Origin of the sequence: Caldalkalibacillus salinus, assembly GCF_016745835.1 — a bacterium.
GTDB classification, from domain to species: domain Bacteria; phylum Bacillota; class Bacilli; order Caldalkalibacillales; family JCM-10596; genus Caldalkalibacillus_A; species Caldalkalibacillus_A salinus.
Window position 1 is genome coordinate 169,432 of the sequence record NZ_JAERVL010000012.1, and the last position, 19,871, is coordinate 189,302.

Annotated in this window: 20 protein-coding genes; all 20 read right to left on the reverse strand. The window is 43.8% G+C overall.

The genetic code is table 11. The features are described 5' to 3' along the window. Positions 1 to 62 precede the first annotated feature (62 nt). Entirely contained in the window at positions 63 to 977 is a 915-nt protein-coding gene (locus tag JKM87_RS08865; RefSeq protein ID WP_202079981.1) for a sporulation protein YpjB, read from the reverse strand. 50 nt (positions 978 to 1,027) lie between these two features. Further along, positions 1,028 to 1,636, reverse strand: a complete 609-nt coding sequence (locus JKM87_RS08870) for a DUF1405 domain-containing protein (RefSeq protein ID WP_202079982.1) — start codon at positions 1,634 to 1,636, stop codon at positions 1,028 to 1,030. A gap of 186 nt (positions 1,637 to 1,822) precedes the next feature. Further along, positions 1,823 to 2,611, reverse strand: coding sequence for a menaquinol-cytochrome c reductase cytochrome b/c subunit (locus JKM87_RS08875; RefSeq protein ID WP_202079983.1), 789 nt, complete (start codon positions 2,609 to 2,611; stop codon positions 1,823 to 1,825). A 36-nt stretch (positions 2,612 to 2,647) separates the two neighbouring features. After that, entirely contained in the window at positions 2,648 to 3,319 is a 672-nt protein-coding gene (gene qcrB, locus JKM87_RS08880) for a menaquinol-cytochrome c reductase cytochrome b subunit (protein WP_202079984.1), read from the reverse strand. Between the two features lie 3 nt (positions 3,320 to 3,322). Then, positions 3,323 to 3,835, reverse strand: a complete 513-nt coding sequence (locus tag JKM87_RS08885; RefSeq protein ID WP_202079985.1) for a Rieske (2Fe-2S) protein — start codon at positions 3,833 to 3,835, stop codon at positions 3,323 to 3,325. 148 nt (positions 3,836 to 3,983) lie between these two features. Next, the gene (locus tag JKM87_RS08890; RefSeq protein ID WP_202079986.1) at positions 3,984 to 4,436 is read right to left on the reverse strand and encodes a DUF2487 family protein; all 453 of its coding nucleotides are present in this window, start codon (positions 4,434 to 4,436) and stop codon (positions 3,984 to 3,986) included. A gap of 153 nt (positions 4,437 to 4,589) precedes the next feature. Further along, positions 4,590 to 5,141 carry a YpiB family protein gene (locus JKM87_RS08895; RefSeq protein ID WP_202079987.1) on the reverse strand — a complete coding sequence of 184 codons (552 nt, stop codon included), beginning with the start codon at positions 5,139 to 5,141 and terminating at the stop codon, positions 4,590 to 4,592. A 77-nt stretch (positions 5,142 to 5,218) separates the two neighbouring features. Next, positions 5,219 to 6,325: a hypothetical protein gene (locus JKM87_RS08900; protein WP_202079988.1), complete on the reverse strand. Its 1,107-nt coding sequence runs from the start codon at positions 6,323 to 6,325 to the stop codon at positions 5,219 to 5,221. A 75-nt stretch (positions 6,326 to 6,400) separates the two neighbouring features. Next, positions 6,401 to 7,651, reverse strand: coding sequence for a tetratricopeptide repeat protein (locus tag JKM87_RS08905; RefSeq protein ID WP_202079989.1), 1,251 nt, complete (start codon positions 7,649 to 7,651; stop codon positions 6,401 to 6,403). An 87-nt stretch (positions 7,652 to 7,738) separates the two neighbouring features. Then, a complete protein-coding gene (locus JKM87_RS08910; protein WP_202079990.1) occupies positions 7,739 to 8,380 on the reverse strand; it encodes a zf-HC2 domain-containing protein in 642 nt (213 codons plus the stop codon). 8 nt (positions 8,381 to 8,388) lie between these two features. After that, the gene (locus JKM87_RS08915) at positions 8,389 to 8,973 is read right to left on the reverse strand and encodes an RNA polymerase sigma factor (RefSeq protein WP_202079991.1); all 585 of its coding nucleotides are present in this window, start codon (positions 8,971 to 8,973) and stop codon (positions 8,389 to 8,391) included. Between the two features lie 721 nt (positions 8,974 to 9,694). Further along, complete coding sequence (gene aroA, locus JKM87_RS08920) at positions 9,695 to 11,041, reverse strand: 3-phosphoshikimate 1-carboxyvinyltransferase (protein WP_202079992.1); 1,347 nt, start codon at positions 11,039 to 11,041, stop codon at positions 9,695 to 9,697. Positions 11,042 to 11,077: 36 nt separating this feature from the next. Further along, on the reverse strand, positions 11,078 to 12,193 hold the full coding sequence (locus JKM87_RS08925) for a prephenate dehydrogenase (RefSeq protein WP_202079993.1): 1,116 nt from the start codon (positions 12,191 to 12,193) through the stop codon (positions 11,078 to 11,080). Further along, a complete protein-coding gene (gene hisC / locus JKM87_RS08930) occupies positions 12,190 to 13,284 on the reverse strand; it encodes a histidinol-phosphate transaminase (protein WP_202079994.1) in 1,095 nt (364 codons plus the stop codon). The genes JKM87_RS08925 and hisC overlap by 4 nt, the downstream gene beginning before the upstream one ends. Before the next feature lie 102 nt (positions 13,285 to 13,386). Further along, a complete protein-coding gene (gene trpA / locus JKM87_RS08935; RefSeq protein ID WP_202079995.1) occupies positions 13,387 to 14,214 on the reverse strand; it encodes a tryptophan synthase subunit alpha in 828 nt (275 codons plus the stop codon). Next, a complete protein-coding gene (gene trpB / locus JKM87_RS08940) occupies positions 14,211 to 15,425 on the reverse strand; it encodes a tryptophan synthase subunit beta (RefSeq protein WP_202079996.1) in 1,215 nt (404 codons plus the stop codon). Before trpB ends, trpA begins: the two co-directional genes overlap by 4 nt. Then, a complete protein-coding gene (locus JKM87_RS08945; protein WP_202079997.1) occupies positions 15,409 to 16,077 on the reverse strand; it encodes a phosphoribosylanthranilate isomerase in 669 nt (222 codons plus the stop codon). Before JKM87_RS08945 ends, trpB begins: the two co-directional genes overlap by 17 nt. Next, complete coding sequence (gene trpC / locus JKM87_RS08950) at positions 16,070 to 16,864, reverse strand: indole-3-glycerol phosphate synthase TrpC (protein ID WP_202079998.1); 795 nt, start codon at positions 16,862 to 16,864, stop codon at positions 16,070 to 16,072. The genes JKM87_RS08945 and trpC overlap by 8 nt, the downstream gene beginning before the upstream one ends. Next, entirely contained in the window at positions 16,857 to 17,885 is a 1,029-nt protein-coding gene (trpD, locus tag JKM87_RS08955) for an anthranilate phosphoribosyltransferase (RefSeq protein ID WP_202079999.1), read from the reverse strand. The genes trpC and trpD overlap by 8 nt, the downstream gene beginning before the upstream one ends. Beyond that, positions 17,878 to 19,428, reverse strand: coding sequence for an anthranilate synthase component I (gene trpE, locus JKM87_RS08960; RefSeq protein WP_202080000.1), 1,551 nt, complete (start codon positions 19,426 to 19,428; stop codon positions 17,878 to 17,880). The genes trpD and trpE overlap by 8 nt, the downstream gene beginning before the upstream one ends. Positions 19,429 to 19,871 lie beyond the last annotated feature (443 nt).

Genomic DNA, 19,871 nt, shown 5'->3' on the forward strand with positions numbered 1-19,871 from the left:
TTTTCATGACTCATACCCATTGGCTTCCTTAACTTTATTATAATGAAATTAGTCAAATTTAGTCAATATTTATCATGACTCCCATCACTTTGGAAAGTCTTTTTCTCTTCCATTTCACCTTTATATTTTCTCCAGGCAACGTAACTTAAAACAGAGCAAATAACAGATCCAATAAGCAACAATACAAGCACTAATGATTCAAGTCCACCTTCTTTGTTTTGAAAGAAAGCCTCTTTTACATGACTCATCATCCCCTCTAAGAAAGAAAGTGTATGATCTTTATTTTGCCACCGTTCTGATCTGTCACTCGTGAGAAACGTCACCTCAGAATCGAGTTGTTCTACAACACCGACATCATGGCTAATGACCAAAGCAGGACGAACGATTTCAAACTGGGTGGCTAAGGTATTCACTTTCTGATAAAAGGTGTCTCTGTTATCTTGGGCTAATGCGTCCTTCAACTCTTCAATTGTTTGCACGACCATGGGATAAAAAGAAAGCCACAGAGGTTGCTTCTGGTGAGAAACGGCATCAAACGTTAAACGCAATCTTAATAAGTTCTGATTAATTTCTTCCGTGCGTGGCTCAAGTCTCGTTAAGGCTTGTTTCGCTTGGATGATGGTATTAGTGAGGATATCAACCTGTTCCACTCTATTCACATATTGGCCCATATCAATGTTAATAAAGGCGCGCTCAAGCTGCTCCAATACTTGTTTCGCTGCTCCATACTCTTTCTTTTCTGCGAGTGCTTGCGCCTCTTTAATATATGTATTAAGTTGTTGCCATTCTTCGGCTAATTGAGCGCCTTCTGGGGATTCAGCTGACAGGTGACGCATGTTATTCGTATCATTGGTGATTTCATTTGCTCGCACTGATGCTGTTTCAAATGGCGTGAAAACGTCGGTTGAAGGCGTCATGATCAAGATGAGCATAACCAAAAACCCACAACCGATGGTTTGATTGAAAAAAGCTTTCATTTCCGTCCCCTCCTCCATTCTATATTATGGAGGACAGGACAAGTTTAGACCTAGAAATCTAAGTCTAGTCGTTTAACCCTTTTGTGTACCACGAACCTATACGCTAAGTATAAACTACACAAGCTCAAGGAAACCGTAAAGAAGGCAATGGTCGGTAAATACACGTGTAAGCGCTCATTAACGGTTGGGAATGTCCCCAGCGAGTAATCGACGAGATCATTAAGTAAAGTCCACGCACCCGTCCAGACAAGGTGCTTAAATTTGAATCTAAAGTAAGGTGTATACAGAACAGCTTGGATGGCCATTCCTATATGAGAAAAAATGAGCATGTAGTGTTGCCAATACATCGGTGCCCCTAATGCTGCTCCCCACACAATCATGACCGTGGCCCATATACCATATTTCACTAATGTGACAGTCGCAAGTGCTTCTAGCAAAGGCCACCGTTTTTTTAAAAGAAAAGCCAGTAAGACTAATGTAAAAAATAGACTTGCAGTGGGACTATCAGGTACAAAAGGGAGTAGGTGCAGATCAGTCTGTAAGAGCTGATTTTTATACCAGTAATATCCGTATATTGTGCCAAAGAGGTTAACGACAAATAATAGCCATAGTGTCCCTCTTTGGCCTAACCACCTTATGAACCATTGCCATATGGACATGTTCTTGCCCCCCTTATTTCTTTTGTCGAAAAGTTCATTCTCTGTTGTTTCTATGGTTGCTTTGTGATTCGGCGAAACCTACTTTCACCATCCGGGCTTTGACGCTATCGTTATCACTTTGTCGGAACGCACTTAAAAAAAGCTGACTTGTCTCCTAGAGCCCAAGTCAGCTTTTGTCAGACAATACTATTCTTCTTCAGCCAAGGAAGCCAGCCACTCCGCAAGTAATTCAAGTTCTTCGTCGGAACCTTCAAACATGCCAGCTGGCATCGTACCAATACCGTTTAAGGCGATATCTTGTATCTCCTCTACGGTATAATCTTCACCTGCGTTATATATCGCTGGCCCTGAAACACCAAGGCCATCAAGTTGTTCCCCGTGACAGTCGATACATGATTGCGAGGCGTATACTTGATAACCGTCTGATTGTGTATCAATCTCAACTTCTGGCTGATTCTTCGCAGCGTATTGCTCATTCTGAGACCAGTCATGGTCTTCCGCTGCCGCATACGTTAAGTAAAAAATAGAAAATATCGCAAGTAACATTAACCCTGTCGCCACCGGGCGGCGTGTCGGGCGTCTTTCTGGCCCGCGATCTAACCAAGGCGCAAGCATCAGTGCGCCAAATGCGAGACCCGGAACAACAACGGTCCCTAAGACAGTGTAAGGCCCTGATAAATAAGAATACTTCAATAATTGGAACAGGAACAAGAAGTACCAGTCCGGTACGGGATAGTAACCTGTATCCGTTGGGTCCGCCATAATTTCCAGCGGCGGCTCATGTGCCACGGTTAGAACTAAGAAAGCGACCAAAACAACAGCGCCAACCATCCATTCACGCAATAGGAAGTTTGGCCAGAACGCTTCCGTTTTCCCTGGAAACTCAGAATAGTCTTTCGGTATATTTGGGACACGACGGTCAGGTACCCTAGAGTCCCCTACATATTTCACATCTTTATTGTTGTGGTTTGCCATGATTTACCCCCCTTGCAGATGGAGAAGGACTCCATTTTATAGTGGTCCAGAAATCCCTTGTTTACGGATCATTACAAAGTGAGCGCCCATAAGCGCCAGTAACGCGCCAGGTAAAAAGAAAACGTGTATCGCAAAGAAACGTGTCAGCGTTTGTGCACCTATCACATCACCGCCGGATAAGAACGTAGCCGCATAGTCTCCAACAAATGGTACACTTGCTGCAATCTCCAAACCAACCTTAGTTGCAAAGTATGCCTTCTGGTCCCAAGGTAATAGATAACCTGTGAAACCTAGACCGAGCATCACCATAAAAATGAGAACCCCTACGACCCAGTTTAATTCACGCGGCTTTTTATAGGCACCTTGGAAAAAGACTCTTAAGGTATGTAAGAACATCATCACGATCACGAGACTGGCTCCCCAGTGATGCATTCCACGAACGATCTGCCCGTAAGCGACATCATTCTGGAGATATTTCACAGATTCCCAAGCATTCATGATATCGGGTACATAATACATCGTTAAGAACATACCAGATAAAATTTGAATCACAGTGATAAAGAAAGTCAGACCACCAAAACAGTACACGAACGCAGAGAAGTGATGAGCAGGGTTAACATGCTCTGGAACTTCATGGTCCGCAATATCTCGCCACATAGGGGTGATATCTAGTCTCTCGTCTACCCAATCATATATTTTTGTTAGCATGCCCTATACCCCCCCTCTTTGTACAGGTTGACCTAAATAAAGTTTTCCGTCGTCTCCCACTTCATACTCATAAGTGTCTAAAGGTCTTGTTGGTGGTGTACCTGGTACGTTGACACCATCTCTTTCATATAGACCATTGTGGCACGGGCAGAAGTAACGGTTTGGTTCGTTTTCATTACCTTCCCACATGACCGCACAGCCTAAATGAGTACAGATAGGAGATAGTGCCAATACTTCCCCATCTTCATTCACACTAATCCAAGCTGTTTGATCAACATCATACTCTGTCCACCCGTCGTTCACACGAAGCTGGAACTCACGTCGAGTAGGTTCAGAGCCGAATTCAGATATGTCACCCACTGCGACCATATCCTTTTCTTGGCCCACTTGTAATAGTGGATCGATGGCGAACCTCAACATAGGTGCGACCGTTCCAGCAACCAAGAATCCTCCAACACCCATTAGCGTGTAGTTAAGGAATTGTCTCCGAGATACACCTTGGTCCTTGTCGCTCATTATTCTCTAACCTCCCTACACATCTAAGATCAGTCCATCTAGGACAATTACATATACTATATACTAGGACAATTTACATAATAGCCTATGCCATATAACACGTCAAGAAATTGACAAAATCAGTTTTTTAATAGAATCTTCCTCTAGTCTAACCTTTTTGCCAAATTTCAATAAGCATAGTCACAGTTTTTTTGGTCATACGACTGACCTCTTGAGGAAACAAATCAAGACTCTCGGGTGCTGAGTCTAATACAAGTATAGCGCTATCAACCTCCGTTTGTCTTTCAATCCATTCAGTATTTTGTGTCAAAAAAACAACATTTTTGAACCCCTGTTGTTTAAGGTAGCTATGCCATGCATTTATCCTTTGGTAGAGAGTAGCGAAGGATTCGTCTGAAATCGTTGTCATCGCTGGTAGTAAGAGGACTCGCCCCTTCAGCTGTTCTTCCATCTTGTTCGCGACTCCTGTCACGAAAGCGGATGTCGTTACGGCACTTTCAATTTCATCCCCGAGTTCAATATCAACTAACGGTATGAGCGCTGTATCCACGAATGCCTTGGCTTGTACATATTGATCAATTGTGGCCACTTCCCATTTCAAGACTAGTCACCCTTTCATTTGGTATGATCTCTTATGAGACGCTATCATTTCATCCTATCACTCATCTGGGTTTAGCACGACAATCATAATAAAAAACCCGACCGTCAAGATCGGGCTTCATATTTTTTATTATAGAGAATTGGGGTACAAAACTCAATCACTGTCCTTCATCAGATTTGACCAGCGTGCACTCAATTCTAGGAATGTATCCTTATCTTTGTTTTCTAAGGCGCGATTAATATCGTTATATAATGTCTTTTTTTGGTAAGTTTCCAGGGCTTCGTCTAAGACCATTTCAGCGAGTAAGCTATACCAGCTATTCGTGCTAGTACTCCCCGTTTCTCCGGGAGGAACTTCACGCACAGCCGCATATTTAGGACAAGATTCTGAATTTTTAAATGAGAGCTTCATTAATATTTGTTCGTTCGGGTTGAGACGTATGTCGTGAAACGCACGCTCCACATCCGTTGTTGTAAAGGCATTTTTACTGAATTTAAATGAGACATCGTTTTGACATTTGGTCGACATGAATATCGAGCGCTTTGAGGTTATAAACTCATCAACAAAACGAACATGTTTGAGAAGCTGATCGTCCGACTTTAGATAGGTTAGAAGCCATGCGCACTCTCGCTTCTGAAGTTCAAAGGTATCTAAGAACCAATTGAGGAAAGCCCTCTTATCTTCTGTGGAGATCACGTGATTCATGCCACCCCTCCTTTACTAACTATCTTATTCTCTTTTCTCAAAAAATTCCCTTCTTTTCTTTCAACTCCTTTGTCATTTTAAAGATTTAGTCTTTTGACCCTATCGCTCAACCGTATGTATGTCTCACCTGTCCCTGACTTTGCTTGCTGAAACAAACCGAGATAAACGGCCATACCCAAAAAGCGTTGTTCAAATAATGTGTGGATATCATCGAAATAAAACGGCGTTAACCAAGCCTCGACAACCTTAAATAATGCGTGTGTATGAACCCATTGATGCTTTGACATTTCCCGCGACAATGTTAATAAAAACGGTATCGATGGTAAGGGACGCTTATATAACTTCAGCCAACTCTTGATTATGTCAGCTTGCGTTGTGGTGGACCATGCATCATTCGACAACACCTCTTCTCCCTTTGGTGTAAGGCCAATCCCTGTGTCCCATTCTGCAATCCACCCTTTTGCGAAGCAATAATCATAAATGAGGGCAAATCGGGCAGGGTAGGCAGGAAAACGTCGACCGTAACCAAAGCGCCACTTTCGATCCTTTAAGACAGCTTCCTGAACATGTAATGTCTTGAAGAGTTGTTGTTGTTCACGCTGATACATCACACCTTCAACCGTTGTGACAACCGTACGTTGCTTCTGTATATAATCTAAGAATATTTGCACGTCGTGTATCATCGCATCCCCTTCATCTATGATATGCCAATCATGAACAGGTGCATCCAGTAATAATGGGGTTTGATTAGTGGTATGCGCTTGTGTCGCCCAATATTCTATCATGCGCTTTCGCATATAACGTTGCAGATCTTCAGGTATCTCAAGCAGGGTTTGTCGTTGGGTAGTGACTGGAAAAAGCATGCCTCTCATCAGAAGCTTTGTCACCCATTTACGAGGGGATTCCTCTTGAGAAAATAGTGTCGCTATATACGCTCCCTTGGCTAGAGCATCATCGATATGAAAAGAGGGTGTTGGTTGAAACAGAAGGTACGTGTAAAACCTTAGAACCACTTCATCTATTCCTTCTGTAACCAACTGAAATCGGCTCTCATTTAAAATTTCATAATGTATCGATTGGACTAGTTCTAGCTTAGAATTATGATTACATTCACATTCATAAAACCGGGCTATTTTGTTCAATTCTTGTATATCTCGATAGAGCAAGTGTTCTGATAGATTCATAAATAAAACACCCCATCTATAGTTCTTGGCTATAGTATGAGGTGTTTTTCCCTGTTTTATACGTTCTGTCGGCATTTAAACACTCGTATCTCTTTGTATGAGCTCCTCAATCTCCCATTGATCGGGATCTAGTTTTAGAGATTGTCGCCATAAGCGGATGGCTTCCTCTAACTTGCCTTCGTCACGTAACAGATATCCGTACTGATTAAGGACTTCTATATTTTCTGGATCTAGCTCATAAGCTTGCTCATAGCTCTGTTGTGCTTCTTGGAAGGCTTCCATCTCTTCGTACACTTTCGCTAGGCGTAAATGCAATCCACTATTTCCTGGAGCATGTTCCATCATACGTTGTAAGTATGCCACGGCCGTTTCCCAATCTTCCTCGTTTTCAGCCATATCGATGAGTTGTTCTAGACTTGGCTGATGGACATCATCTAACGATAGTGCTTTTAGAAAGCTCTCTTTGGCCTCAGCCCAGTGTTGGTCCTTTAGTTGAGCTTGTCCTTTCAAGTAATATAGATATGGATTGGTTTGATCGTACTTGATCCCTTCTTGTATATAATTTAATGCATCTTGACTTTCCCCTGTTTTAACCAATGCTTCAACGAGCAGAGGGTACACAGACGTATAATGCGGATCGAGTTCTAATACCCGTTTGAATTTATCTATGGCCAAGCGCCACTCTTCCAAGTGATACGCCACAAAACCGTAGCCAAAGACCAGATCCACGTTTTCTTTTTCACTCGTCACGGCTTTTTTATAGTAATCTAACGCTCGTTCAAACTCCCCTATATGCGCGTAACAGTCCGCTAATTTAGAGTAGGTGGACATCACATGTCCTTTTTCATAGCTTGTAATGGCCAGGCCATACTTTTCTTGGGCATAGAAAACTTCTCCCATGGCCGTATGCAAAACAGGTTCGTCAGAATAGTGTTGTAATGCCCTTTTAATCTTATCTTCTGCCACCTCATCAAGGCCTTCCATCAGATATAATTCAGCCGATAAGAGCACAGCACGTATGTAATCCTCACCCTCTTCTGGACTCACCTCAGAGAGGAGTGCAATCGCATCATCTTCTTGTGCATTTTCCATATAGCACTCCGCTAGAAACAGCGTCAGTTCCGTTTCGTTAGGATAAAGATAAATGAGGTCCTGTGTCAATGATATCGCTTGGTCCACAAACCCCAACTGGAAGTACTGTTGAGCAACATTAAATTTGACATCATCCGTAATGCGAGGATCACGAAGCCCCTTTTCAATGAGTGCCAGCCCATCCTCGATATGCCCTGCTTGTATTTGATCAAATCCTTTTTCGATCTGTTCCATGTTTTGCTCTCCTAACAATGAAATGTGAAAAAGACTTCCTATATACTCTATCGCATAGAAAGTCTCTTTAGCTACTATTATATAATCTTATACCCGTGTAAGCCAACTCATACTTATCACAACGCAAAAAATACCAAAAACTGAGATGAAAATGTACAGAGACATTGAGTGTTGTGAACTTTCATGAGGTAAGGCGTACACAAGGGGGTTATTTAAGCTCGCCACCATGTCAAAATTCATACTCGTTCCCTCATGTGGATGACTCACTGTTTCTTCTAAAATAATGGTGTTCATGGCCCATTCCTCTTCAATTTGTTCCATTTCTACCGGTTGGTCAATGGCGACCTCCGTTTGAGGAATAAACATGGTTGCGATTAGGACCATTAATAACAACATCATAGTGAGACCCGCTAGGGACATGGCCTTCTTCGTTTTTCTTGAGTAAGTTGAGGTCACTTCTGTTGAAGGATTTGCCCATCGATTATCCTCTCTTATACGGGCCATGACTTGTTGATTCATTTTAGAGGCACTAGAAGTCATGGACACTTGCGATGCGTGAGAGGACGCTACATCGTCTTGTAGCCACTCCTCTCCTTTCATCCACATCCCATAATCCTCCATACAAGACTCACAAGATGCCAGATGATGATGAATCTTGATGCGTGTATACTCTTCTATTTGATTTTCATGGTAGCTTTTCACTAACGAGCGAACTTCTGTACACCTCATAAATTAAGTCACCCTTTTTTTCCCTCCAGCGCAGCAGGATCAGCAAAGTAGGACTCTAGTTCACTTTTAATATTGGCCCTTCCTCGAAACAAAAGTGATTTGACAGAGCTGACCGAGGCGCCAAGGATGTGAGAAATTTGTTTATAGTCCATTTGCTCATATTCTCTCAAAATTAAGGCAGAGCGTTGCTTTTCAGGTAAATTATTGATCGCTTGTCGAACAAGGTGTTCACGCTCATGGCGTAAAACCTCCTGTTCGGGTAATTTGTCAAGGGAAGCTTTTGGTGTTTGTAGGCTATCTTCTATGTATACTTCTTTATGTTTGCTTTTGCGTAACTCGCTTAAAACCGTATTACGTGCAATAGTATACAACCAGGTAGAAAACGTGGCCTCTACATCTCTAAAAGATTGTAAATTCTTATAGGCTTTAAAGAAAGTCTCCTGACACAAATCTTCGGCTAAAGATTCATAACGATACGGTTTAAGCATGTGCATGATGAAGGAGAATATCTTCCTCTCATAGCGTTCAATTAGAACAGTGTAAAGGTCTACTCTCCCATCTTTAATCTCACGAATAAGCTGAGAATCATTCATGATTTTAATTTCCCCCCTACAACACTGCACCCCTTCTGTCCAATATCTCTATCTTTTTAGACGCAGCGATGCAATAAAAGTTTCGATAAAAGTGTACAGATCGTTCCCCAGTAAGATTGTCGTCAACTGTAAATCGTTCGTCAATGTTGACATACTATTCGAATAACGCCATTCTTTTTTGTCCATCATTTCATAAAAAATGGATATTAAGGCTCTATGTAAAATCTATGCCCTTAACGTTAAGTAATCACACTTTTTTGGGACGCCGTTTCTATCATAACACACTGTTAATAGATTTGTTAGCAAAAAACAAGATAACATTGAAAGAATAATCATCATGTTAATGAACGAGGGACGATCAATCATCATTAAGCATTCTCACACAGCGTCTTTACAATCAAAAAAAAACCGCAGTTTGCTCGCCCTATGTAAGGGCTTACAAAGTGCGGCACGACATTCGTCGTTGATCCAGTTTATGGATAGGAGTGGAGAGAAACCATACTGTAACTCTATTATAACTTTTCGGGCTAAAATGTCAACGGATATTTTCAAAAAATTTTAAGTGTTGTGGCATATGTGAGGACAGAAGGACGGGAAGGTTATACTCCTTCCCCTTCTGCTGCTCATTTTGACCACAATTTTCATTCATAAATCCTAACTGTTCATCTACGGAAAAATTTTAATTAAAAAAATGTTCCATCGCTCATACTCTCAGCTCAGACTATACTGTAGACTTGGTTAAGGTGACGTCAATGCCTAACTTCTTCAGCTCTGAGAAAAAGGTCGGACAAGTTTTAGACACACAAGCTGGATCAAGGATTTGAATATCAGGCACTTTGAGGCCCAAAAGTGCAAATACCATGGCGTTGCGATGGTCGTCATGTGGATCGAGCTTCGCCCCATGTAGATCTCCAGGATACACTGTAAACCCGTCTGTATTTTCTTCAACATTTAATCCCATGTTCGCTAGCGCCTGACATATAACGGCAATACGATCGGACTCATGTTTGCGAATATGAGCAACGTTGGTTACCGTTATAGGCTTATCAGCAAACGGCGCTAAGGCTCCTACAGTCAAAGCTTGGTCAGACATGGGCTTCATATCCACTTCAAACCCACCTCTCAGTTGCTTTGGCCCTGTAACTTCTAGATAAGTGTCATGCTTAACCGTTTGACAGCCCATGCGTTGTAACACGTCAATAAACTTTGCGTCTGGTTGATGTGAATGGTAACCCACATTTTCTATTCTGACCGTCCCTTGGGTGAGCGCAGCAACACTCAAAAAGTAACAGGCTGTAGATGCATCCGCCTCTAATACGGTATCTCGTGCTTCGTACCCTGTCGGATGAACCGTAAAGGTCGTATAATCCTCATCGTGTTGGATATGTGCGCCAAAAGCGCGCATCAGCTGCAAAGTAATACCGATGTATGCCGGTTGTACCAAGCCACCGATCACGTTGATGGTTACCTTATCTCGGGCGCAAGCACTAGCGATGAGAAGGCCACTTAAAAACTGGCTGGACACATTCCCTGGTACTTGGACCGTTCCACCACTTAGCCCCGTTCCTTTTACGACTAAAGGCAGCCCCTCCGATTCGGACAGAGATGTGATATCCGCACCTAAGCTTTTCAAACCATCAATCAAGGGACGTAGAGGTCTTTTTCTTAATTGTTCAATCCCGTCTACTGTCCACTGCCCAGAGGATTTCACTGCTAAAGCGCCTGGGAGAAAACGTGCAATGGTACCTGCTGCACCGATAAATAATTCCCCCTTATCGGTGGGCCACTCTCCACCGGTCCCTTGTATGGTGACTTCATCCCCATCCACATCAATGCTGACGCCTAGACGACGCAGGGCATCAATGCACCAATAGGAGTCATCACTTCGTAGAATTCCTTTTAGTTTGGAAGTACCCGTTGCAAGGGCAGCGATAATAAGCGCGCGATTGGTATAGCTTTTAGAACCCGGTACAGTGATACGTCCCGAAATAGGATCTGCAACGGGTGTGACTTGGGCCATCGTATAAGAACGGTCGAGTGCCCATTCGGATCGTGAAGTTACGTGCATGGTATCCCCCCTTCTCCTATCGTCTTGTATCAATGATTAGTCTCGTTCGTATACAGCGTAACGGGCACGTTGAATAACCTGTTTCGCCGCCTGAAGGTCTTTCTCGTGTCTAAAGGCAAGACGAAGGACCCCCATAATATCCTCACGCGTTTCCAATATCTCTAAGTTTGTAATACTAATGTCTTCTTCTCCTAAAAGCGTTGTTATTTCCCCGATGACGCCAGGATGGTCCGGTATGTCCACATACAGATCATAAAAAGCAGGAATCGCCCCTCTTTTGCGTTCGGGTAGCCCATCTCTCACTGTTTTGGCATGCGCGTAAAAAGACTCGATGTCAGCCACATCATTCTGCTCTAACATATTAATAAGCTCGTCCATGTAATGTTGCCAATCTTTCATCTGTCTTAAGATGGGCTCACGATTACTTATCGTGATATCTCGCCACATACGTGGGTTACTAGACGCTATACGTGTAATATCTTTAAACCCACCCGCTGCCAGTCTGAAATACCATGGATTATGAGTGTTGTACTGTTGAACATGCTCCACCAGCGCCGAGGCGATCACATGAGGAAAATGGCTGATAGCGGCCACTACCTCATCGTGCTCCTGAGGACTCATTTGCACGAGTTTCGCCTTTGTAGCTGTAAGTAACGCCCGCAATTCATCCACTTTTGCTTGAGGGGAATCTTCACTTGGCGTGAGGACATAATAAGCGTTCTCGAACAAGCGGTCATGCGCCGCTTCAACACCCGACTTATGGGAGCCTGCCATCGGATGTCCGCCAATGAAATGACCTCTCGTTTGGGACGTATACTTCTCACTTCTTTGTACCACTTCTGTCTTGGTGCTCCCGACGTCCGTTATAATGGCCCCTTCTTTTAAGAGCGGTGAGGTCATGATCTCTTCAAGCAACTCACAAAGGACCTGAACGGGTGTACAGATTACAATGATGTCCGCTCCTGCTATACTTTCCTGTACACTTGTGGTTCCCTCATCGACAACGCCAAGTGTGGAGGCGAGACGTATTTGCGAATGATGATGATCATAGCCTTTGATATACAGCTCGTCACCATACTCTTTTTTGAGCGCAAGTGCGAGTGAGCCTCCTATTAACCCTGTACCTATTACCGTTACTTGTTTCTGTTTCATGATGCTCCTTCCGTGATTGTCTCTTTCAATACGTTGATAATTTTTTCATTTTGCTCTTGAGAACCTACCGTTATTCTAATAGACGTCGGAAACCCTAACGCTTCACCAGAACGAACGATAATGCCCTGTTTCAATAGTGCTTCAAATACCTCATTCCCGCTTCGTTTCGTATCCACAAGTACAAAGTTTCCTTGTGACGGATAATAGGATAATCCCATATCTTCAAAAGCGCGATAGAATTGCTGTAGTCCCTCTAAGTTTCTGTCATAGCATTCTTTAACATAATCCTGATCTTCAAGTCCTGCTAAGGCTGCTGCTTGAGCAAAGCGGTTGGCATTAAATGGGGCTCTGACTCTGTTTAAAAGGTCAACAACACTCGCCTGTCCAATCCCATAACCGATTCGTAAACTAGCTAAGCCGTAGATCTTAGAAAAAGTCCGCATGACAAATAGATTAGGAAAACGATCGATAAGCTTCGTAGAATCTGGGTAGTCTTCCGCGCTTGCATACTCGCAGTAAGCTTCATCTAGTACAACAAGAATATCACTGGAAATAGACTCTAAAAAGGCCACAATGCGATCTTCGCTCACGTAAGTCCCAGAAGGATTGTTAGGGTTACAAATCCATATTACCTTGGTTTGATCGTTCACTTTACCCTTCATCGTTTCGAGGTCATGGACGCCATCCTTCAACGGTACTTCAATCACTTCTGCCCCTTCAATTACAGCGTTCGTTTTATAGATAGGAAACGTCGGCGTCGCCATGATCGTATTCGCATTGGCATCTAAATAAACTCTCGTAATAAAAGAGATGATTTCATCAGAACCGTTACCAAACACAATTTGATCTTCGTTAACATCATAAAAGCGAGCCAGACCTTGTCTTAAGTTATAGCTTGCCCCATCTGGGTAAAGAGCCATATTTGCGGCCTCTTTTTGTAGAGCCTCTTTCACCTGTGGTGAAGCACCAAAAGGATTCTCATTAGAAGCGAGTTTGATAATTTCGTCTAGACCATACTCACGCTTCACTTCTTCAATTGGCTTTCCCGGTTTATACACCGGTAAATGAGGTATTTGTTCTTTTGCTTGCATCTTTTTCCACCATTCCTTCCCCTGAACAATATCTTGTAGACAAATGTGTACACTGTTGCTATTAAACCTAAGTTGTATGTTACAAACTATTTGTCTACTATATTACTCTGAAAAAAGATCTTGTACAAATGTTTTTATACCTTCTAATGCGACTTTCTTACGTTCAGGGTCAACGAGGTCTGCTTCTTTTTCTGTGATGGTCCGGATCAACGCACTTCCCATAATAATACCGGGTGCTAATGTACGCAGATATTGAACGTGTTCTTTCTTAGAGACACCAAAACCAACGGCCACAGGTGCCTTAGCATATTGCTGAACTTCTTTGATAAATGGTTCAATATCCTTATTAAAAGAGTCGCGTACGCCCGTGACACCTAGGGAAGAGATACAGTACACAAATCCATTCGCTTCTGAAACGATCTGCTGTAACCGTTGCTGTGACGTCGGTGCAACGAGTGAGATCAAAGGAAAGGTGTCATGTTGCGTCAATGATCGGAGTTGACCAGATTCTTCGTAGGGCAGGTCTGGCACGAGCACACCATTGGCACCTGACTCTTGTGCATCCCGAACAAACGCTTCTAATCCGTATTGGAGGATCGGATTATAGTAGCAAAAGACGACGATCGGAATCGAAACCCCTTGTTGACGCATATCTGCTATCAATTCAAGACCTTTACGGAAGGTCATGCCTGCTTGTATAGCCTTTTCTGAAGCATGCTGAATAACTGGACCATCCGCTAAGGGATCGGAGTAAGGAAAACCTAGCTCTAACACATCTGCTCCAGCCGATTGTAAAGTCAGAGCGATATCAATGCTTAACTGATAAGACGGGTACCCTGCTGTAATAAACGGAATGAACGCTGGATGCCCCTTTGACTCTTTTTCCTTTATGGCCTCACTGATGGTCAATTCTACGTCCGTCACCCTCATGCTGTTCCCTCCTCATCCAAGTAGGTTTGTAATGTATGCACGTCTTTATCCCCACGCCCAGATAGGTTAACGACGATGACGTCACCCTCATCCGCTTGTTGAGCTTGGTTTTTAGCCTCTGCCAGCGCATGGGCACTTTCTATCGCCGGTAAGATACCTTCTGTTAAACATAGATCCTGTAACGCATCTAGTGACGCTGCATCCGTGGCACACTGGTATTTTACTCTACCAGTATAAGCGAGATGGGCATGCTCTGGCCCCACACCAGGATAATCTAATCCTGCTGAAATTGAGTGTGCTTCTTGAATTTGACCTTCATCATCCTGCAAAACGTAGGTCATGGCACCGTGCATCACACCTGGTTTTCCTTTGGTTATCGTGGCGGCGTGCTGATCTGTCTCTGTTCCTTTACCCGCGGCTTCAACCCCAAATAACTGCACCTCTTCATCGTTTAAGAAAGGGTAAAACATGCCAATCGCATTACTTCCTCCACCGACGCAAGCGATGATCTTATCCGGGAGTTTGCCTTCTAAGGCCATCATTTGTTCTTTCGTTTCGTCACCGATAATGCGCTGGAAGTCTCTCACCATTCGTGGGTAGGGATGTGGCCCGACAACGGAGCCAATGAGATAGTAGCAATCGTTCACATGAGTCACCCAGTAACGTATCGCTTCATTCGTAGCATCCTTCAGTGTTCGTGAACCCGACTTGGCTGGGATGACTTCCGCACCTAACAACTTCATCCGAAATACATTCAGGGACTGACGCGCGATGTCTTCTTCACCCATGAAAACCTTACAATTTAAACCGAATTTAGCGGCCACTGTCGCAGCGGCCACACCGTGTTGGCCTGCACCCGTTTCTGCGATGATATTCTTTTTTCCCATTCGTTTGGCTAAGAGCGCTTGGCCAATGGCGTTGTTAATCTTATGTGCCCCTGTATGGTTGAGGTCTTCCCTTTTAAGATAGATCTTGGCTTTGCCACCCCATCTCTCACTTAGGTGAGGGGCTTTATACAAAGAGGTGGGGCGACCCGAGTAACTTTTGAGTAATGCACGATACTCTTCAAAAAAATGGGGGTCCTGCTTTATATTTTGATACGCTTGTTCTAATTCTGTGAGAGCTTGCATGAGTGTCTCTGGAACGAATTTACCTCCAAATTCCCCGAAACGTCCCTGCAAGTCTGGCTCGGTTTCAAAATGAATGGCCATGTTGGCTTCCTCCTTCAGCTCTGATGCTTGTAATCAGTGCACTTATTTTGTCTTTGTCCTTGTATCCGTTGGTTTCCGATCCGCTCGCCACATCGACTCCGTCTATGGTATAGCCCGCCACAAGGGTGTTGGCATTATGGCTCGTTACACCCCCAGCAATGAATAAGGGACATTTGCCGTTGACTTCCGCAGCCACGTCTGGGATTACGCCCCAGTCGAAGGTCTGCCCCGTTCCACCAACCTGGCCTTTTATTTTCGTATCTAATAGTATTGCGTTGACAACACTGAGATACGGTGACACTTCAGGACGACGCCCTTGCTCCATATGAACGACCTTCCATACTTGCATCCCCCGTCGCCGCAGCTTTTGACAATAGTCAGATGTCTCGTGACCGTGGAGTTGAACAATGTTAATCCCTGTGTCCTGTATCGTTTGAATCACATCATCTATCTCTTGATCCAGAAAAACACCAACGGCCTTTTCTCTTAAGCCAGGATACGTGTTCAACCACTCGGCGACCTGTTGTCCTTGTACATGACGCTGGCTTTGCGGTGTAAAGATAAAACCGACATAATCGATATCCTCTTTCATGTAGTGGACGAGTTTAACATCCTGCTCATGACAGTGACCACATACTTTCAACTTAGCCATAGAGTTGAGACACAGCCTCTTCTATTTTCTTCTGCCTCATCAAGTATTCACCAACTAGGAAACCATGCACACCCACACGCTCTAATGCCTGTATCATATCCGGGCCGTGTATCCCACTTTCGCTGATCATTGTGACCCCTTTTGGGATCATGTTGCTTAAACTTTTGGTGACATTGATGTCCGTCTCAAACGTATCTAGATTTCGGTTATTCACACCGATGATGCGTGGCGTAAAGACCTCTAGTAGCTGTTCTAACTCTTGCCTATTGTGCACCTCGACCAAGCAATCCAAGCCAGCATGGGTTGCTTCATCATAGAGGAATTTGAGATCTTGGGGCGGAAGGGCTTTGGCTATTAATAGAATAGCATCTGCCCCCATCTCCACACTTTCATTAATTTGTATAGGACTGATGATAAAATCTTTTCTCAGAACCGGAAGTTGTACCTGTTCCTTAATAGCAGAAATGTATTGGGGGTCCCCCTGGAAATAGTGTTGATCTGTTAGAACAGACAAGCAATCTGCTCCCGCTTTCTCATATGATTTGGCTATCATGACAGGATCAAAGTCTTCTCTAATGACGCCTTTTGATGGAGACGCCTTTTTCACCTCTGCAATCAATGCAGATGTTCGGTTGGGCTGCCGTAAACGCTCGATAAAAGATTCAGTACTGTTTCCGTCTGTCTTTTCCCCTTCAGTACTTAAGTTCTTGGGAACTAATAAATCCGGTCGTTCTGCCGTTAAGGTTAGCACCTCTTCCTTCTTCGTCTCTAGTATTTGTTCAAGCATGTTTGATTGCTCCTCTCTCTTGGACCATATGTTGAAGGTGCTCCTTTGCTTTACCTGACTCAATAAGGGACTGAGCAAGAGCCACTCCCTCTCTCATGTTTGTTGCCTTCCCTCCTACATAGAGCGCAGCGCCTGCGTTATAAGCTACGATATCCTTTGCGGCATCTGTACGTGAACCGTCCAACACTTCTCTAATCATCGTTGCGCTATGTTGGGGAGAATCGGCACGGATATCGGATATGGCGGATACCTCCAATCCTACATCTTCAGGTCTCAGTTCATACTCCTTGATCGACCCAGCTTTTAGCTCGGTAACCTTCGTTTCTCCGGACACAGTAAACTCATCGAGCCCATCCGTCCCGTGGACGATTAACACATGCTCTGAACCTAAGTGTTGTAAGGTTTCAGCCATTCGTTTCCCGTATGTCGGGTCAAATACACCGATCACCTGTCTCATCGCCCCAGCAGGATTCGTAAGAGGACCTAGCAAATTAAAAATGGAACGGAATCCAATTTCTTTGCGTGTTGTTGAGGCATGTTTCATTGCCTGATGGTAGATGGGAGCAAACATGAAACACATACTATGCTGTGCGAATGACGCTTGTATTTGCTCCGTTGTTTGCTCCACTGGAATCCCTAGCTCTTCTAGAACATCCGCACTTCCTGTTTGACTCGTAACCGAGCGATTACCATGTTTGGCTATTTTAAGTCCTGAGGAGGCAGCCACAATGGCACTTGCTGTTGAAACGTTAAACGTCTTAACGCCACTCGCCCCCGTCCCACACGTATCAACAACGGGCTCTCCTTCCTTAAGTGGTATCGTCCGTCCATAGTCACGCATCGCTTGAGTTAAACCCGTCAACTCGTGTGTTTTAATACCACGGAAACTGAGGATAGAGATAAAGCTACTCAGCTGAGAAGGCGTGGCTTTTCCCTCTAGTATAGTGGTCATGGCGAGATAAGCTTCTTCTTGTGTAAGGTATTCTTTTTCTATTAATACCTTTAAAAATGGTTTAAGCATGTGTCGTGACCTCCCTCTGATTATGTTCAAATAAATCCTCAGCCATTTGAATGGCAATCAACAGTGCGCGCGCCTTATTACGCGTTTCCTTCCATTCGAGCTCCGGCACTGAATCTGCTACTACGCCGGCACCCGCTTGGACGTACGCTTTACCTTTACTGACCACGATCGTCCGGATGGTGATACACGAGTCTAAATGCCCAGTAAAAGAAAAATAGCCGATCGCACCTGCGTACGCGTTCCTTGCTTCTTTTTCTAATTCTGCAATGACACTCATCGCCCTGATTTTTGGTGCACCTGTCACCGTGCCAGCTGGAAAACAGGAAAATAATCCGTCTACCGCATGAAAATCCTGGCGCTTTTTACCCGTGACCGTTGACACGATGTGCATCACGTGTGAGAAACGTTCAATCTCCATCATCTTACTGACTTCAACGGTGCCAAATTCAGCAATACGGCCGATATCGTTACGACCTAAATCTAGAAGCATATGATGTTCGGCCCGTTCTTTTTCATCCGTTAACAGTTCGTGAGCTAATCGATCATCTTGCTCCCGATCTCTGCCTCGTTTTCTCGTACCGGCAATGGGGTTTGTTTCTACCCGATCACGCTCGATCTGCACGAGTCGCTCAGGGGAGCTACCGATGAGTTGGTCCCCTTGACCCAAATCAAGATAATACAAGTATGGTGATGGATTAATGATTCGTAAGACCCGATAGATGTTGAAAGGATCAGTTTGTAATTCAACTTCAAACCGTTGAGACAGGACCGTTTGAAAAACGTCGCCCGCTCGTATATACGCTTTTACCTTATTCACAGCATCTTCAAATGTCTGCTTATCAACGTTTGACTTCACTTTACGCCAGTCTGCATCAGGCTTTTTCTCTGGTAGATGCAAGGGCGGCTCTAACGCGTGATTCATCTTGTAGAAAAGATCAGTTACTCGCTGTTGGAGATGCCGTTTCTTTTGCTCATACTCATCAAGTAGACCTTTTTCACTCGCTTGAGGGTCGACTTGCAAATACGTCATGAATGTGATTTCCTGCTTCAGGTGATCAAAGGCGATAATTTCATTACAGAACATCAATCGTAGCTGATCTTGATTGAGATCATTCACGCGATGTGTGGGGATATCTTCATATAATGTGATCGCATCATAACCGATGTAACCCACTGCCCCTCCCGAAAACCTCGGTAGGTCTAGATCTGGGGGTATATGATATTGATCCAGTTGATCTTTTAATATGGTTAGTGGGTCCCCTTCAACTTTGATCTCTTGTTGTGGGTGACCGTCATCGAATCTTTGAAGATAGGCCTGCTTTTCTCGCACCGTAAACAGTAGGTAGGGGTCATGCCCGATAAACGAATACCGCGCCCACTTTTCACCCCCCTCAACACTTTCTAACAAAAAGGAATAGGCTGATTTCACTTGCTGGAAAAGCCGTATTGGCGTGAGGTTATCGGACCACACTTTGTATCGTATAGGAATATAATTGTAGGTCTGACTTAACGTCAGAACATCATCAGTGGAAGGTTCAAACATATCACAAACACCCCTTCAATCATATTGAAGAGGAATTAAGCGAGGATATAAGAGGCAATGACGTTGATGTGTGGCATTTATGCGACGTACATTATATCTCATTTCGCCTTGTCATGGACATACATGGACGTAGCATCATTTCATCATTGAACTTTGGCCATATGATTATGAGACATACGACAGCATCAACGTTGTCTAACAGAAATAAAAAAACAGGGCATGGAAGCCCTGTTAATCGATACTATAGGCTCTCCTCAACTCAATTCTCTTCTCAACTAGTCTCAACTTACTCTTTCAAAACGCTCTAAAATAAACCATGCATCTATCATGTTCAAAAGCAATGCCTTCACTTCTCTAAACTCATTCTAAACTATTTAACAAAACATGACGCTCATTTTACATTCAAAACTCGTTTTACACTCTACAGCTAACCCGCGATTCAA

Bases quoted from the DNA above. Each gene is read 5' to 3' on its own strand.
- JKM87_RS08905 (WP_202079989.1), bottom strand. From the start codon at position 7,651: ATGGAACAGATCGAAAAAGGATTTGATCAAATACAAGCAGGGCATATC.
- JKM87_RS08875 (WP_202079983.1), bottom strand. From the start codon at position 2,611: ATGGCAAACCACAACAATAAAGATGTGAAATATGTAGGGGACTCTAGG.
- trpB (WP_202079996.1), bottom strand. From the start codon at position 15,425: ATGGCCATTCATTTTGAAACCGAGCCAGACTTGCAGGGACGTTTCGGG.
- JKM87_RS08945 (WP_202079997.1), bottom strand. From the start codon at position 16,077: ATGGCTAAGTTGAAAGTATGTGGTCACTGTCATGAGCAGGATGTTAAA.
- JKM87_RS08910 (WP_202079990.1), bottom strand. From the start codon at position 8,380: ATGAGGTGTACAGAAGTTCGCTCGTTAGTGAAAAGCTACCATGAAAAT.
- JKM87_RS08885 (WP_202079985.1), bottom strand. From the start codon at position 3,835: ATGAGCGACAAGGACCAAGGTGTATCTCGGAGACAATTCCTTAACTAC.
- aroA (WP_202079992.1), bottom strand. From the start codon at position 11,041: ATGCACGTAACTTCACGATCCGAATGGGCACTCGACCGTTCTTATACG.
- trpC (WP_202079998.1), bottom strand. From the start codon at position 16,864: ATGCTTGAACAAATACTAGAGACGAAGAAGGAAGAGGTGCTAACCTTA.
- hisC (WP_202079994.1), bottom strand. From the start codon at position 13,284: ATGCAAGCAAAAGAACAAATACCTCATTTACCGGTGTATAAACCGGGA.
- JKM87_RS08865 (WP_202079981.1), bottom strand. From the start codon at position 977: ATGAAAGCTTTTTTCAATCAAACCATCGGTTGTGGGTTTTTGGTTATG.
- JKM87_RS08925 (WP_202079993.1), bottom strand. From the start codon at position 12,193: ATGAAACAGAAACAAGTAACGGTAATAGGTACAGGGTTAATAGGAGGC.
- JKM87_RS08895 (WP_202079987.1), bottom strand. From the start codon at position 5,141: ATGAATCACGTGATCTCCACAGAAGATAAGAGGGCTTTCCTCAATTGG.
- qcrB (WP_202079984.1), bottom strand. From the start codon at position 3,319: ATGCTAACAAAAATATATGATTGGGTAGACGAGAGACTAGATATCACC.
- JKM87_RS08870 (WP_202079982.1), bottom strand. From the start codon at position 1,636: ATGTCCATATGGCAATGGTTCATAAGGTGGTTAGGCCAAAGAGGGACA.
- trpA (WP_202079995.1), bottom strand. From the start codon at position 14,214: ATGAGGGTGACGGACGTAGAATTGACCATCAGTGAGGCCATAAAGGAA.
- JKM87_RS08900 (WP_202079988.1), bottom strand. From the start codon at position 6,325: ATGAATCTATCAGAACACTTGCTCTATCGAGATATACAAGAATTGAAC.
- trpD (WP_202079999.1), bottom strand. From the start codon at position 17,885: ATGCTTAAACCATTTTTAAAGGTATTAATAGAAAAAGAATACCTTACA.
- trpE (WP_202080000.1), bottom strand. From the start codon at position 19,428: ATGTTTGAACCTTCCACTGATGATGTTCTGACGTTAAGTCAGACCTAC.
- JKM87_RS08915 (WP_202079991.1), bottom strand. From the start codon at position 8,973: ATGAATGATTCTCAGCTTATTCGTGAGATTAAAGATGGGAGAGTAGAC.